The sequence below is a fragment of the Exiguobacterium sp. N5 genome (assembly GCF_025842465.1).
Classification (GTDB): Bacteria; Bacillota; Bacilli; order Exiguobacteriales; family Exiguobacteriaceae; genus Exiguobacterium; species Exiguobacterium profundum.
In genome coordinates this window covers 66,897-81,932 of sequence record NZ_JAPAEP010000001.1, presented here as the reverse complement: position 1 = coordinate 81,932, position 15,036 = coordinate 66,897, and the positions used below count along the sequence as shown (strand labels likewise).

The 15,036-nt window shown below is 48.4% G+C and carries 14 protein-coding genes; 6 read left to right on the top strand and 8 right to left on the bottom strand.

Annotation, left to right across the window (positions count from 1 at the left end):
• Positions 1–7: 7 nt before the first annotated feature.
• A complete protein-coding gene (locus OKS35_RS00445; RefSeq protein ID WP_264093046.1) occupies positions 8–748 on the bottom strand; it encodes an enoyl-CoA hydratase/isomerase family protein in 741 nt (246 codons plus the stop codon).
• A gap of 144 nt (positions 749–892) precedes the next feature.
• Between OKS35_RS00445 and ybaK the strand changes: the two genes are divergently transcribed.
• From ybaK to OKS35_RS00415, 6 genes are all read left to right on the top strand, one after another.
• The gene (gene ybaK, locus OKS35_RS00440) at positions 893–1,357 is read left to right on the top strand and encodes a Cys-tRNA(Pro) deacylase (RefSeq protein ID WP_264092278.1); all 465 of its coding nucleotides are present in this window, start codon (positions 893–895) and stop codon (positions 1,355–1,357) included.
• Between the two features lie 19 nt (positions 1,358–1,376).
• Positions 1,377–2,075, top strand: coding sequence for a CDP-diacylglycerol--serine O-phosphatidyltransferase (gene pssA, locus OKS35_RS00435; protein WP_031421233.1), 699 nt, complete (start codon positions 1,377–1,379; stop codon positions 2,073–2,075).
• 88 nt (positions 2,076–2,163) lie between these two features.
• Positions 2,164–2,913, top strand: a complete 750-nt coding sequence (locus OKS35_RS00430; RefSeq protein ID WP_264092277.1) for a carotenoid biosynthesis protein — start codon at positions 2,164–2,166, stop codon at positions 2,911–2,913.
• On the top strand, positions 2,879–3,577 hold the full coding sequence (locus tag OKS35_RS00425) for a lysophospholipid acyltransferase family protein (protein WP_264092275.1): 699 nt from the start codon (positions 2,879–2,881) through the stop codon (positions 3,575–3,577). The genes OKS35_RS00430 and OKS35_RS00425 overlap by 35 nt, the downstream gene beginning before the upstream one ends.
• Complete coding sequence (locus OKS35_RS00420) at positions 3,574–4,641, top strand: glycosyltransferase (protein WP_264092274.1); 1,068 nt, start codon at positions 3,574–3,576, stop codon at positions 4,639–4,641. The genes OKS35_RS00425 and OKS35_RS00420 overlap by 4 nt, the downstream gene beginning before the upstream one ends.
• Before the next feature lie 26 nt (positions 4,642–4,667).
• Positions 4,668–6,134 (top strand): phytoene desaturase family protein, encoded by a 1,467-nt coding sequence (locus tag OKS35_RS00415; protein WP_264092273.1) that lies wholly within the window; start codon positions 4,668–4,670, stop codon positions 6,132–6,134.
• Positions 6,135–6,576: 442 nt separating this feature from the next.
• Here OKS35_RS00415 and OKS35_RS00410 read toward each other — a convergent pair whose 3' ends face one another.
• From OKS35_RS00410 to OKS35_RS00380, 7 genes are all read right to left on the bottom strand, one after another.
• Positions 6,577–7,416, bottom strand: a complete 840-nt coding sequence (locus tag OKS35_RS00410) for a phytoene/squalene synthase family protein (RefSeq protein ID WP_264092272.1) — start codon at positions 7,414–7,416, stop codon at positions 6,577–6,579.
• Positions 7,385–8,863, bottom strand: a complete 1,479-nt coding sequence (locus OKS35_RS00405; RefSeq protein WP_264092271.1) for a phytoene desaturase family protein — start codon at positions 8,861–8,863, stop codon at positions 7,385–7,387. Before OKS35_RS00405 ends, OKS35_RS00410 begins: the two co-directional genes overlap by 32 nt.
• Positions 8,860–10,353 carry a phytoene desaturase family protein gene (locus OKS35_RS00400; protein ID WP_214691224.1) on the bottom strand — a complete coding sequence of 498 codons (1,494 nt, stop codon included), beginning with the start codon at positions 10,351–10,353 and terminating at the stop codon, positions 8,860–8,862. The genes OKS35_RS00405 and OKS35_RS00400 overlap by 4 nt, the downstream gene beginning before the upstream one ends.
• A gap of 69 nt (positions 10,354–10,422) precedes the next feature.
• On the bottom strand, positions 10,423–11,454 hold the full coding sequence (locus tag OKS35_RS00395; protein WP_264092269.1) for a class I SAM-dependent methyltransferase: 1,032 nt from the start codon (positions 11,452–11,454) through the stop codon (positions 10,423–10,425).
• Positions 11,455–11,554: 100 nt separating this feature from the next.
• Complete coding sequence (locus OKS35_RS00390; protein WP_264092268.1) at positions 11,555–11,938, bottom strand: YisL family protein; 384 nt, start codon at positions 11,936–11,938, stop codon at positions 11,555–11,557.
• 116 nt (positions 11,939–12,054) lie between these two features.
• The gene (locus OKS35_RS00385; protein WP_264092267.1) at positions 12,055–14,613 is read right to left on the bottom strand and encodes a HAMP domain-containing sensor histidine kinase; all 2,559 of its coding nucleotides are present in this window, start codon (positions 14,611–14,613) and stop codon (positions 12,055–12,057) included.
• Positions 14,610–14,972, bottom strand: a complete 363-nt coding sequence (locus tag OKS35_RS00380) for a response regulator (protein WP_015880966.1) — start codon at positions 14,970–14,972, stop codon at positions 14,610–14,612. Before OKS35_RS00380 ends, OKS35_RS00385 begins: the two co-directional genes overlap by 4 nt.
• Positions 14,973–15,036 lie beyond the last annotated feature (64 nt).

The window sequence follows — 15,036 nt, the reverse complement described above, 5'->3', positions numbered from 1 at the left end:
GCTTTTTTCATTTCATCAAGAATGCCTGCATCGCTTGGCGGTGCACGTCCGTGTCCCCACACTTCCGTTGCCATTCGATTTCTTCATTCAATCCATCCTCAAATGAAGCGGCTCGCATGAGCGCCTTCATCCCTTGAACAGCGACCGGTGATTTCCTAGCGAGTGTCTCCGCATATGAAGTCAATCGCTCCGTATAACTCGCATCTTCCACGAGCTCGGTGACGAGCCCGAATGTACGCGCGGTCTCCGAATCAATCGTACTGCCACTCCAGAGCCAATCTAACGCGAGGTCGTCGCGCATGAGTCGACGTAAGTGATATGGACCGCCCGCATCCGCGACCAATCCGATTTTAATGAACGCCGAACTGAACTTCGTCGACTTGGCGACAATTCGAACGTCTGCCGCGAGTGCCAAGCTGAGTCCTGCTCCAGCCACGACACCGTGAATCCCTGCGATGAGCGGTTTTCGACACGAAAAAAGCGCACGTACGAGTGGATGATACACGTCTTCTAGATATTCCCCATAGTCCGCATCGCTCTCGATCGTTAAATCTTGTCCAGATGAGAACGCTCGTCCCTCGCCGACAAGGACGATGACACGAACCGCGTCGTCCTGTTCAAATGTGTCGATTGCCGTTTTCATTTCACGAAGCAACGTCTCATTCAACGCGTTCAGCTTTTCAGGTCGGTTCAGTTTCAACCACCCTACCCCATTGTGTGTCGTCAATTGAATCGTCTCCACTTTCATTCCCCCTTCAAAATGAATCACTGTTCATTTCTTCGTCGTTGCTTCAAACTCCTTCCTTTACTGAAAAGTTTTTTGAAGTTCAATTGCCGGGAAGTTGGTTGATTTGCTATTCTAAAAGAAGTCGGTCACGAAAGGATGAGTCAGATGCAACTGACAAACGCCGCTCGGCAACTGAAACAGAAGAAGATTCCGTTCACTTATCATACGTACGAAGTGGATGAAACCGATGTCTCGGCCAAACATGTGGCGATGACATTGAATAAACCGCTCGACGAACTGTATAAAACGATTTGCCTCATGAACGAGAAAAAGCAATATGCCTTCTTTCTCATCTCTGGAGAGCGTGACATCGATTTAAAAGCAGCCGCAAAAGCTTGGGGGGCGAAGAAAGCATCGACCGTCCCGATGAAAGAGCTCGAGACATTGACCGGTTATATTCGAGGAGGAGTCTCTCCGATTGGGGCGAAGAAGCCGTTCCCTGTCTATCTGCACGAAGCAGCTCAAGACAGAGAGACGATCACCATTTCTGCCGGAAAACGCGGCTATCAAATCGAATTAACACCTGAAGATTTACTGCAATTTACAAACGGGCACTGGTTCAGCCAATGACCTTACTGGGGGCAAAATTATGTGGAAAGAACGTATCCGTTCGTGGGTCCCAAACTCCTTTACGTTCGGAAATTTATTTTGTGGTGTCGTCGCCATCGTCTACGCCGCACGTGGTGACTTCTCAAACGCCACACTGTTAATCATCATCGCGATGATGCTCGACAGTTTAGACGGGCGCCTCGCCCGTATGCTCGGGGTCGCTGGCGATTTCGGAAAGGAATTGGACTCACTCGCTGACATCGTCACGTTCGGGGTCGCACCGGCGATGCTCGCTTATTACACCTTCTTTATTGATTACGGCAATTATGGATTGTTTTTTGCGGCACTCTTCCCGTTATTCGGCGCCTATCGCCTGGCTCGCTTCAATTTATCTGCGACAAACGTTGCAGCGAGTTACTTCTCTGGTGTCCCGATTACGGCCGCCGGGGGACTTCTCGCTGTCATCACGACGTTCGGTGACCGCGTCAGCGAACTGTTGACACCGATTTTCTTCACGGGGCTCGCCCTACTGATGGTCAGCCGTGTTCGCATCCCGAGTTTTAAAGATGTACCATTGCCACGTCACTCGTTCATCATTACCATCAGCCTCGTCTATGTGACGTATATGATGTTCGCCCGTTGGAAAGAATGGCCGACATTTTGGTTCATCGCCGTCCCGTTCTATGTCTTATTCATCGCCTTCTCGTTCGTGAAAAGACGGAAACGGATGGCCAATTGAGAGTCTCGTTCAGCGAGGCTCTTTTTTGTACATGCATTTGTTAGACGAAGACTTCGATGAGCTTTAGAATGAAAGAAGAGGTGATGGAATGAAAGTGTATCCGTTTATTTGGAAATGGTTTATTGTTTGGTATTTCATTGGGTTGATTTTAGTTGGATTCGACCTGCTTCCGCCTTGGCTAGAATGGGCAAACCCCGTCTTTTTATGGCTAGCCGGGGCGATTGGCGGAACGATTCTTTATCAAGGGATCCGGCAAGGCGCTTGGATTGTTCCGTTTATTTTCTTCGGTTCAATCGCCGTCGAGACTCTCGGTGTGAAAACAGGGTTCCCGTTCAGCGAATACGTCTACGCTGAGGCGTTCGGTCCGACAGTGTTTGGAGTCCCTGTCACTATCGGTGCGGCATGGCTTGCCGTGATTGGATCTAGCTTTGCCGTGGCCCGTCTCTTCCAATTCCGCCACAATATTTTATGGCTCGTCCCAATTCTCGCCGTGTGGCTTGATATGGCAATCGATCCGGTGGCGGCAAATGTGAAAGGCTACTGGGAATGGGCGAATGACGGCTTATATTATGATATCCCGACACAAAACTTTATCGGTTGGTTCGGGTTATCCCTTATTTTCTCATGGTTGTTACAGCGTCACGAACGAGCTGTTGATTCCTTGTTCATCCAGCACGGCGTCTATTTGTTCGTCATGCTTCACGCGCTCTTCGGTGTCACGGCTGTCAATGCCGGTCTCTATGGCATCGGGCTCCTCAGCATACTCACATCCGGAGTGATTCTACTTGAAAGGAGAGGTCGCGATGATCGAGTCACACAAAAAGAAATGGTTCAATAACCTGTTCTCGACGTTCGTGCGAGAACGTCAAATACGTCCCACGTTCCATAACATTTATATTCGAACGGACGACGTTCCGACTCCGGGATTATTTTTAAGTACACATAGCGCGTGGTGGGACGGTCTCATCATGTATATGATCAATGAACACTTTTTACGGCACGATATTCATGTGTTGATGGACGAGGACGGACTACGTCGCTTCCCGTTCTTTCGACACCTCGGTGCCTTTTCGGTGAAAAAAGGTAGTCTCTCCGATGTACGGGCCTCACTGGCTTATGCGAATGAATTGCTCACGTCCGGGAAATCCGTCTGGATGTTCCCTCAAGGACAAGAGATGCCGCAGGAACTTCGACCTGTCGAAATCGAGTCGGGCGCGACGTTGTTACTGAACGATCGGCCCGTCCAGTTATGCGCCATGTACTATTCGTTTGAGAACCATGCGGAACCCCTCGTATATGTCCGCTTTCGTACAATAGTGGTGACATCGACGACACGACGAGCTCAAAAGCAGGAAATCGCGCAAGCACTTGAAGCGCTCTATGACGATGTGCGACAAGACGCCATCGTTCGGTCTGATGCCTATATCCCTCTCTTTCGACCACGTCGCAATCTTGCTGAATGGACAGAAACGATGTTCCGACTAGGGAGGGGACGCTCATGATCTTATGGATGCTCACCCTCTCGATGTTTATCTTTACCTTGATCAATCTTTTGTTCTTGAGACCGCTCGCCGACCCAGGACGCACACCGGCGACAGCCGTCTGCATCCCGATGCGCAATGAGTCGCGTCACGTCGATCGACTGATTTCAAATTTAAAGCAGGCGATACCGGATGGGACTCATGTCTATATCTACGAGGACCGCTCCGAGGATGATACATATGAAAAATTGAATCGCGCAATCGGTAACGATATCCGATTTACCGTCATCCAAGGCGTTCCTTTGCCTCATGACTGGGCCGGGAAAGTTCATGCCTGTCATCAACTCGCCTCACGCACGACTGAACCGTACCTTCTCTTTTTAGATGCGGACGTCACGATCGATTCAAGCTTTATCGCCCGCATGCATGCCACGCTCGCTCGAGAGCAGGCCGTTTTTTTATCAGGCTTTCCTCAATTTCCGACGTCCACATTTCTCGGGAAATTGTTGATTCCGATGCAACACGTGCTCATCGCTCAACATCTGCCTTTGTTTTGGCGTAAAGTGAAACACCCCGCATTTGCCGCGGCAAATGGCATGAACGTACTCGTCGAGCGGAGCAGCTACGAGGAAGTCGGCGGGCATGCCGCCATTCGAACGTCGTTAATCGATGATATCGATTTATGTCGAACGTTCAAACGTCATCAAAAAGTCACGTCACTCGTACAAGTCTCCCCGTTCATCTCCTGCGACATGTATGAAACGAATGAAGAAGTGTGGACCGGGTTTTCAAAGAACGTATTCAAGGGAATGAATGAATCAGTAGGACTCGCCTTGTACTTCATGACATATTACGGCGTCCAGTTGACGGCTATGCTCGCTTGGATCTTTTCACCGAGTTGGCAGACGATTAGCGCAGCTCTTTTCGTACTCCTCGCGCGTCTAGCTGTCGATCTAAAATCAAATGGGTCCGGTACATGGTATCATCCACTCAGTTTAATCGCTTACTTGGCCTTACTCGCGAACGCCGTCATTCGTAAATGGAGACGGTTGCCCATCTCGTGGAAAGGTCGTCACTATTCCTAAGCAGACGTCTAAAGGGGGACAATTGTATGAAACAAATCGTAGTGATTGGAGCTGGTCTCGGTGGACTCAGCGCCGCCGTCACACTCGCAGCACGAGGGTATGACGTCACGGTCATTGAAAAGAATGAACATGTCGGTGGTAAACTCATGCCCATTATCACCGACGGTCACCGGTTCGACTTTGGTCCAAATACGATCACGATGCCGGACGTATTTCGTTCGGTCATTCGAAATAGTGGGGCCAATCCAGATGACTATTTTGAGTTAATCAAGCTCGACCAACATACGGTCAATCACTACTCAGACGGCTCATCCTTCACGTTCAGTGCCGATCGGGCAAAACTTGAGGTCGAAGTACGGCGTTTGACCGGTGACCAGTTGAAACACAATCAGATGCGTGCCTATCTAGATGAAGCGGAAAAGCTGTTCGATATTGCGAATAAACGCTTCTTCACACAAATGGACACAAAGTTGGATCCCGGTCTTTGGGCGGACATGGTCAAAGTGCATCCACTTCAAAGTTTGCACGCCCTTCACAAGAAGTATTTCAAGGACCCACGCATTATTCAGGCGCTCGACCGCTATGCGACGTACATTGGTAGCAGCCCATACGTGACGCCAGGTACGTTCGCCCTTATCGCACATTTGGAATTGAATGAAGGTGTCTATTTTGCGAAAGGTGGAAACTGGAATATCGCAAAAGGGTTCGCCAAACGGGCGAGCGAACTCGGAGTGACGTTCCGACTCGGTCATGAAGTGACGAAAATTGATGTGTTGAACGGAAAGGCACATGAGGTCGTCGTCGATGACCAAGAAGTCATCTCGTGTGATGCCGTTCTTCTCAACGGTGAACTCTTGACGCAATACCCACGACTCGTCGACGCAAAAGACCGTCCATCTTTCCCGGTCCCGACACGCGACACCGTCGAACCTTCCATTTCCGCATTCGTCATGATGGTCGGATTGTCCAAACGATTGAACCTGGCACACCATAACGTCTATTTCTCAGACGACTATGAACGGGAATTCCAGGCACTCTTCCAAGAAGAGCGGTATGCGGACGAGCCGACAATCTATATTTCGAATTCCTCTGCCACCGATCCGTCGATGGGCGAGGCAGGAGACAACCTGTTCATCCTCGTCAATGCGCCAGCACATCTGACCGAAATTGATGCAGATACGTATGAGCATCTGATTCGCAGACGATTACGTATGTTCGGTGTAGATTGGGAAGAAGAAGAGGTACTTTACCACAAACGGGTGACCCCACAAGATTTGACTCGCGATTTTTATGCGTATTATGGCGCACTTTATGGCACATCGGCCAACTCGAAAAAAGGAGCGTTTTTCCGTCCCGCACCGCGGTCGACAGACATATCGAACATCTGGTTTGCTGGTGGCTCGACTCATCCTGGCGGTGGCAGTCCGATGGTGACGCTTTCAGGACAATTCGCCGCACGATCGATGTTAGAGGACATACCTCTGACAATATGAACATTTTGTGAACGCGAGTTTCGACACTTGTCGACAATTGAAAGACGTGATAATATCATATTCGAGTTCAAGCAGTTCTGTAACGTTTGTTACACCTGTAGCGATCGAATGGCTTCCCCGAGCCTCATCGCGTTTTGAACTTGTCACACCCGAGAAAAAGTGATGAGCGAGTTTCCCCACTCGTATCCCGTAGTTGAGACAGCTTGCGTATGATGTTCCCCCTTAGTCCATCAAGCATCCTGTTTCGACGAAGATGTCCCAACTGATTCATTCCCCATGAATCCCGGCACATCTTTAGGGCTTCATCACAAATCGATTCATTCATTTCCCCGATGAATGAATCACATAACGCTTACGCCACTTTTGGTCCCCCGCCAAAAGTGGTTTTTTTGTACGCAAAAAACTGTAGACGCCTTCGAGCGTCTACAGGGAATCAGATTACTTATAGTTTTGCCAACAACTTTCCTTTTTGTAAGGTCGATACGTATGCCCGTTTTGTGAAGACGTCATGTCGATTCGCACGTGCCGCATCAAGAATCCCTTCATAGAGAAGAGCCGCTGCTTGTACCGGCTTTCGACTCGCGAGTGGATACAGATGATGGGTTTCGCGTGCCCGTTCATACAAGAACTCTGCACGATTCGCCAACGCTTCCCATAGATCGATAAAGACAGGGGTCACTTCTCGTTGGTGTAACATCGCTTCACTCACACCGTACTGACGCATCATCGTACGGGGTAAATAGATGCGGTCTCGATTCAAATCTTCACCGACATCACGTAAAATATTGGTCAACTGCATCGCAATGCCAAGGTCGATGGCGCCTTGCCTTAGCTGACGTGTCGTCGAAGCGTCCTGATTTGGGACAAGGATCGGGAGCAGCATCAGACCGACCGTGCTCGCTGCATAATAGCTATACTGCTCGGTCTCTTCGAGCGTTTCATACCGCGACTTATGTAAGTCCCATTTCATCCCTTCCGCCAATTCAAAAAATGGTTCGACGTCCATGTCATAGCGTTTCCACACATCACGAAGGGCAACCCATAGTGCTTCATCTTGGTCGTAACCAGCTAAAAAGCGGTCGAAGTCATGCAAAAATTCTGCCAAACTCTCTTCTGGACGGTCTGATTCATCGACCGCATCATCGAGGGTGCGACAGAAAGTATATACTGCCATGACCGCTTGACGGTCTGGTTTTGAGAGCAAAGAGAAGGCCCGGTAAAAGGTTAACGAGCCCTTCTTCATGATTTCCTCACATTGACGATACGCTTCTTGTGTCGTCACGATGCATTGCCCCCATTTCTTCTTCCATTTTTTTCACAAGTAATTGCGACCCAATCATAACGATGGGGACGCCACCGCATGGATGGACGGATGCGCCCACCGCATAGAGGCGTTCGATTTTCGAGAATGGTCTCGCTTGTGGTTTGAAGGCGGCTGACTGAGATAACTTTGGTGCAATCCCAAAACTTCCTCCTTCGAACAATCCGAATCGCTCAGCATCCATCGGTGTCCGGACTTTCATCTCGATGACGCGTTCACGGAAATCAGGCATGAATGCCTCGATTCTTCCTAATAGGTGTTCGATTGTCCCTTGTGCCTCAAAGTCTTCTCGTTCCAATTTTCGAGGAACCGGGACAAGAACATATAATACACTCGTTCCTTCTGGCGCGAGGGTTGCATCCATTCGCGATGGATTAAAGGTGTACATCGCTGGATACTCACTTAGTTTACCATCCTCAAAGATCGTACGCATCGATCCTTCAAAATCATTCGGTAAATCGAATTGGTGAACCGGTAAGTCGAGTTCGCCGTTGACGGCGAAATAAAGAAGTAACGTACCGCTTGACGGTTCATACGTCTTTGGCGTCACACCATCAATCAGGCGCTCCATGAGTGGAAAATCACCGTTCACGACGACTGCATCATACGGTACATATTCGTCATTTACCGTGACTCCATTGGCCACCCCGTCCGTGACATGGACACGATTGACGGTAGCATTCATCTCGAAACGAACACCTCGACGCTTCAACTCTTGTTCCATTTTCGTCGCTAGCGAAAAATATCCTCCTTTTACATACCAGACTCCTTCTTCTTGTTCACGATAAGGAATGAGTCCATATAACGAAGGAGTGGCATAAGGATTTCCGCCGATATAGAGCGTTTGTAAACTATAGGCGACACGTAAACGTTCGTCTTCAAAGAAGCGTTTCATATTCGCATGAGCCGTCTCATATGCTTTTAACCGCATGAGAAGGAGAAGTAGTTTAGGCTCGAACAACTCCGCTTTTGAGGCATAACTACGATCTAAAAACGTATCGAAGCCAATCCGATACTCTTCTTTCTTTTGGGACATGTACTGACGGAAGGCATCTCCTTCGCCGAAAGTTCGTTCGATTTCTTCCGCCTGTCTCTCGATTTCCCGATATTTATAGAATGATGTCCCGTCTTGATAACGTAAGCGGTAAAGTGGATCGACTTCAATCAACTCCACTTCATGTTCAGGAAGACCCGCCTCAATCAGTTGTTGTTTCAGTTTACTCGGCAATAAGACGATGGTTGGACCTTCATCGACTTTCGCCCCATTATCGAATTCAACGTAGTTCAAGCGTCCACCGACCCGGTTCTCTTTCTCATAAATAGTGATTTGAAGTGACGGATTGCGTTTCGTCAATAAGAGGGCGGCATATAGTGTACCGACCCCTGCTCCGACAAAGCTAATATTCATCGGCCGACACCTGCCCGGTCACGCAAAAGGTTCGTCGTGATCCGCGCTGATTCAAAGATGGTCGGCAGCCCACTTCCTGGGTGGGTCCCCCCCCCGACGAGCCAGACGTTGTCGAGCTCTTCGAATTGGTTATGCGGGCGGAAATACATCATCTGCGATAAGTTGTGCCCTAGATTGAACGTTGCACCTTCATATACACCAAACGCTTCCCAGTCCTCAGGCGTCAACGCCTCCATCACCTCGATGTGTTGACGGATGTTTCGGTAAGGGGAACGTGTCTCAAGCGCGTCGAGAACGCGCTCTGTCATGGTCGCTTGTAACGTCTCCCACGGGAGGCCAGATAAATTGTTCGGCACCGGTACGAGAACGTAAAGCGATGACTTGCCAGGAGGCGCAAGTGTCGGGTCGATGCGTGAGGCATTCTGTACATAAAACGAGAAGTCCTCGCTCAATTTCAATTCTTGTGTCATCTCTTTGACATTCAATTCATAATCGTCCGCGAAGTGAATCGAGTGATGCGCCACATCTTCGTAGACATGGTCGAGCCCGAGATAAAGCATGAATGTCGAGCACGAGTAACGCTTCTTCTTGAGTTGAGTCGGACTCCACTTCGTTAGTTTACCGTCTGGAACGAGCGACGTCATCGCATGTGCGAAGTCAGCACCAATCACGACTTCATCAAACGCATAATGGACACTCCCGGACACGAGACCGGTCACGTTTTGATCATCCATGAGAAGACGCTCTACCGGTTCGCCTAAACGAATGACGCCTCCCTCTTCTTCAATCACTTTCGCCATCGCATGACACAGCTGGTTTACTCCGCCAATCGGGTGATGCACTCCGTAGGCGTGTTCCATGTAAGACAAGATGGAGAATCCACCCGGACATTCCCAAGCGGACATCCCCAAATATTTAGCCTGAAACGTGAACGCATACTTCAGCTCTTCGCTCGTGAAGTACTCGGACAAGACGTCATAAAGCGATTTACCGATCGAGAGGAACGGTAGCGCCTTGAGCACGCGTAACGAGACATAGTCGGTAAGCTTGTCATGTGCGGTCTGAAGCACAGGCATCAATTTAGACAGTTTGATCGCCTGTTCACTCATGAACCGTTCGTAACCTTCGCCATTCCCTGGAAATTGTTCTTCGATGGCGCGATACATCTGATCACGATCTGTTGTCATCGAGAGTTGACGCGTCCCACGGTCAAAGTACAAATCATACATCGGCTCCAGTTGTTTCATCTCGACATAATCATGCAGATTACGTCCCGTCTCTTCAAAAATTTCTTCTAAAATATAAGGCATATTCAAAAACGTAGGTCCTCGGTCGAACGCAAATTCACCTACTTCTAAGCGCGACGTTCTTCCGCCTACAAACGGTTGTTTCTCAAATACGGTGACGTCTACACCGCGATGCGCCAGTAGCATCGCTGCAGCCAACCCACCTGGTCCTGCCCCAATAACGGCAACTCTTTGTTTCGACACACTCAACAACTCCCTATGTGAATAGTCTCTTATGCTTCTCTATCATTATAGGAATGACGGGAGACAAGTTCAATTTTGAATCGGTTGATTGAGCAGGTTCGTCTTTCCTCGCTCGGCGATGACGATATACCAAGAACCTTCCGGAATGAATGGGATGAAGCGGATTTGATCAAAACCTACTTCTTGCATCTGCCGGCGCAATCGTGGAATGGTCGGAAGCGGGTACAGATTATCGTGGAGTGTCATGAACGCATTGAACGCGGAAGCGAATCGTCCACCGAGCGCTGTTTCGGCGAGCGGGGTCACGAGAATGGCGACACCCTTTTCTTCTAAACGCTCCCGTAGTCTCTCAAGCAACTTGATACGTTCTTCTGGTGAGAAGTAATACAGCATATTGTTCATCATCACCGCATCGAATTGCTCTTCTGTTTCCCAGTTCATGAAGTCAGCTACTTCGAAATGAATGTCGCCACTCTCGTCTCGCGAGCGTGCCTCTTCGATTACCTCTTCCTCTAAATCGATGCCTGTCAGTTCCCAACTCGGTTCGAGCGCTTGGAGTTTACGTAAGTAGCCGCCGTGCCCACATCCAATATCGAGCATCGATTCGACATTTGCCTGTCGTAACAATTGTTGAACAATCGGAAATGCGACCGTTTCGACGAGTGTCGACGTCTTCGCGACGACTTGACCGTGTTCAGCCCCATCAAATGACTTTTGCTTCCCAGACTCTAAAAACTCCGGATAAGCGATTAACGCTGGGATATGAAGCTCCATCATCTCTTGAAGCATGAACCCAATACTCCGTTCATCGTTACCGGATAATTGATATTTCAATCCACGCGTCGGATAGTAGCGCCAACCTCTCTTCTTCAAATGACGAACGGCGACCCCGACTTCTAACCAACGCTCTAGTGCAAGTTGTGTCAATGGGCGCTTAAGACGTAAATTCATCTCCGCCATGCTCGCGCCACCTTGAAGCGCATCGAATAGTCCAAACTTATAACCGATATAGCCGTGCCATAGGGGTAAAAATGATTCTGTTTGTTTCATCCATTTTCGTGCATGTAAAACTCGTGTCCATTCCATCATCTGTTGATCCATCGTTTCACCTCATCGTCATAATTACTGATTTTTTTATTTTCCCCTAATAATTTGTCTACAAACAAAAAATTCCCACTTCGGTGTGCGAAGTGGGAACGTCTTATTGAATAAAGCTGTTGAAGAAAGATTGTCCGTAAGGCAATGCATAGCCGATGAAAATCGTAATGAGTGCCAAGACGATATATCCGCCAAATAGTCCGTTCGACGGTTTTTTCTTTTTGACTTTGACGAGCGTCATCTCACCGAAGATCAATGTCAATAAACCGACCGTGATTTTCACGTGATAGAACGTCCCGCCACCATTCAACTGAAGGTAGAGATAAAGTCCTGTTCCGAATGCGATGAGTAACATGAGTCGAAACGCCATATGTGCGATCTTTCCACTCTTGTTGCCGTTCTTATAACCGATGTAGGCCACGGCAAACAAAATAAGTAACAAAATCCAGCTCGTGACGTGCGTGTGCAAGAATGCAATCAGTGGCATTCTAATGCCCCCCTTTATGATGTTGTACAGTCTTCATTGTACACGAACTCTCTCCCGATTGGTCAAGCGAACGATTTCCTAAAAAAATGGGCCATCCTCAAGAGATGGCCCATACATTATACAGGAGTCGTCTCTGCCTCTTGGACAGCATACTCATAGCTTGGAATTTCAACGATGAACGTCGAACCCTCATGCTGAATCGATTCCACATGGATCTGACCGTTGTGACCACGGACGATTTCTTGACAAATCGGTAATCCGAGCCCCGTACCACCGATTTCACGACTGTCGGAGTTGTCGACACGATAAAACTTATCGAATAAGCGATCGAGCGCGTCGCTTGGAATCCCGATCCCCTCATCCTTCACTTTAATGGACACAATATGCTCATGATGCGCAAGTTCCACCGTGATTTTTCCACCTCGTGGAGAATACTTCACAGCGTTCGACAATAAATTACTCATCAGCTGTTTGAACTTCTGGCAATCGACGAACAATTCATACGAACGTGCATCATCTGCAATCAATTCGAATTCATGTTTTAATGACGATGCCTCATAGAACGTCAACATATCTCGGACGACTGGCTCGATATCAAGTTGTTCCCGATCATACATTTGACTACCAGATTCCATTCGTTGCACATCGAGGAAATCGTTGACGAGATGCGTCAGACGTTCCGTCTCGGAGTGAATGGTTTCCAAGTATTTAGCTTGTTTCTCATTCGGCAACTGTTTCTTGACCATCAGTTCCGTGAATCCATAGATGGACGAGAGCGGCGTACGCAATTCATGCGAAATCGTTGAGATAAACTCGCTCTTCAATCGCTCCGCTTCTGTTTCACTCGTGATATCACGGAAGACAAGGAGTGTACCTTTCGATAGACCACCGACAATGATGCGTTCCGCATACATCTGCAAGTTCATTTCGCCTTTACGGATTGAGAAGCTGACACTGTCATGTGGAAAATCTTCGGTGAACAGGCGATTCGTATACTTCGTGAAGTCCTCCGCTTGATCGACCGTTTCAACAAGACGATTCCGCCATTCTTCCCATGTTTCTTCTTCAAGGTCCTGTGAACTGACGTCACTTAACTCAGGGAACATCTCATAGAGTGGACGGTTTACGAACACATCATCCGTCGAGTGTTCGATGTAGACGACTGCTTCTCGAATCGAATCGAGAATTCGCTCTGTCTTTCCTTTCTCACGTTTCATCTCTTCAAATAGACGCATCCGTAAGAGAGAAAGCGAGAGCTGACGAGCAAATGACATGATGTCGCCCATCTGTGTTTGGGTGAAGCGATCTTTGTATCGGACCAGGTAGATGAACGCGATGATTGAATCATCTGTCGGGTCATGGACCGGTACCGCCGTCTCAAACATATAGTACGGATACGGGAGCGGATGGTCGCTTGCGACTTGTTTCGACGAATGTACCGTCGTCTTCAATGTCATCGCGCGCGTCAATACGGAATTTTCGCTATCGAGCAACTGACGAGACAATGTGTCGTTCAGGCCGTGGCTCGTCACACGATACGTGCCGGACTCATCCACAAACACGAGTGCACCGACCTCCGAATCTGTAATCGTGACCAGTTTCTCGATGATTTCAGGATAGGCCGTAAGCGAATCGCGTGAGGCTAACGTCTCCGTCAATTCATTCCGATACGCGAGATGTTGCTCGTTCTGTTGCGTCTGTTCTAAAATTTCTTCTAGTTCTTGTTGCTGTGCCTGCAACTCTTCTTGTTGTGCAATCAATTCTTCTTGTTGCGCCTGTAGTTCGTGGTTCTTCTCAATCAAATGACGTTCGTTGTCACGAAGTGTTTCAGCCATCTTATGGAACGATCGAGACATCGTCCCAATCTCATCCTCACGTTTCATCTGATCGCTCAAATCAACGATTTCCCCTTTTAACAAGCGGTTCGATGCGATGGAAAGTCGTGAAATCAAACGTGTTTGACGGCGTAGGAACGGTTGGACAAACAATAAGATCAATGCGGCGAATGAGGCAATGCTCATGATCCACAAGAATTGAAGCATATTGTTGTTCTGTCGCCATTCAGCGTAGACGACCTCTTTTTCGGACGCCATCAACTCACGATATTCTCCGAGTGCAGACTCTACCTCATCAATCGGTCCGAGGATGTCGATTCCACGTTGCGGATTAAATTGGACAAGTCCTTGATCGATCAGGCGCTGAGCCGTCGGCAACTCGGCAATCGTTTGGGCATCGATAAACGTCTCTGTGATTTCCCCATCCTGTTGGGCTTGTGCGTACTCATACGTCACCGGTATGATCACATCATAGTAAAAGTCGTGGAACTGCTGAAGATCTTCTGCGAACAGCTCACCTTGGCGCGTTTGGACTTGAGCTTTGAACCAATTGATTTCCTGTTGGAACTTTGCCTCGTTCGCGCTTGCTCGTTCGAGCGACGCTGTATCGCCAAATAAGAGATAGCCACGCGTATCGTATTGATCGGTCTGCCAATCATCCCACAATTCCGTCAATCGGTTAACACGTTCATCGACTTCACGCAATCTCGCCTCGTTCGCCTCCAAACGGTTCTCGATGTAGACATACGTCAATACCGATCCAACCAACGCAATGACGAGGAAGGAATAAAGGACGACCATGATGTCGCGTCCGAGTTTTTGTTTAAACCACCTTTTCACTTCACGATGCCTCCTATGATTTTGACGAGTTCAAGTGGGCTGAACGGTTTAGAAATGAAGTAGTCGACACCAATCTCGTTCGCGCAATCACGGTCAGATTGTTGGCTTTTCGCCGTCAACATCATCACTTTCGTCTCTTGCCGCCCTGGTAACTTCCGTACTTTTTCAATCACTTCAAGCCCTGTCATGCCGGGCATCATATGATCCACAATGACCAAATCATATTCATTTTCTTCAATCAATCGATAGGCCTCAATTCCATCTTGTGCCTCGTCGATGTCATATCCTTCATCTTCTAATGTATCCATAACAAGCATGCGTAGCACTTCTTCGTCTTCCGCAAGTAAGATTTTAACCATAATTGTTCCTCCATTTTTTATCCCATTTTTTTATTTTAACGGATTTGTAATTGTTACACAAAAT

What these genes read in the sequence shown, in the direction of transcription:
- OKS35_RS00445 (WP_264093046.1), bottom strand. Translation starts at nt 748, where the DNA reads ATGAAAGTGGAGACGATTCAATTGACGACACACAATGGGGTAGGGTGG.
- ybaK (WP_264092278.1), top strand. Translation starts at nt 893, where the DNA reads ATGCAACTGACAAACGCCGCTCGGCAACTGAAACAGAAGAAGATTCCG.
- pssA (WP_031421233.1), top strand. Translation starts at nt 1,377, where the DNA reads ATGTGGAAAGAACGTATCCGTTCGTGGGTCCCAAACTCCTTTACGTTC.
- OKS35_RS00430 (WP_264092277.1), top strand. Translation starts at nt 2,164, where the DNA reads ATGAAAGTGTATCCGTTTATTTGGAAATGGTTTATTGTTTGGTATTTC.
- OKS35_RS00425 (WP_264092275.1), top strand. Translation starts at nt 2,879, where the DNA reads ATGATCGAGTCACACAAAAAGAAATGGTTCAATAACCTGTTCTCGACG.
- OKS35_RS00420 (WP_264092274.1), top strand. Translation starts at nt 3,574, where the DNA reads ATGATCTTATGGATGCTCACCCTCTCGATGTTTATCTTTACCTTGATC.
- OKS35_RS00415 (WP_264092273.1), top strand. Translation starts at nt 4,668, where the DNA reads ATGAAACAAATCGTAGTGATTGGAGCTGGTCTCGGTGGACTCAGCGCC.
- OKS35_RS00405 (WP_264092271.1), bottom strand. Translation starts at nt 8,863, where the DNA reads ATGAATATTAGCTTTGTCGGAGCAGGGGTCGGTACACTATATGCCGCC.
- OKS35_RS00395 (WP_264092269.1), bottom strand. Translation starts at nt 11,454, where the DNA reads ATGGATCAACAGATGATGGAATGGACACGAGTTTTACATGCACGAAAA.
- OKS35_RS00390 (WP_264092268.1), bottom strand. Translation starts at nt 11,938, where the DNA reads ATGCCACTGATTGCATTCTTGCACACGCACGTCACGAGCTGGATTTTG.
- OKS35_RS00380 (WP_015880966.1), bottom strand. Translation starts at nt 14,972, where the DNA reads ATGGTTAAAATCTTACTTGCGGAAGACGAAGAAGTGCTACGCATGCTT.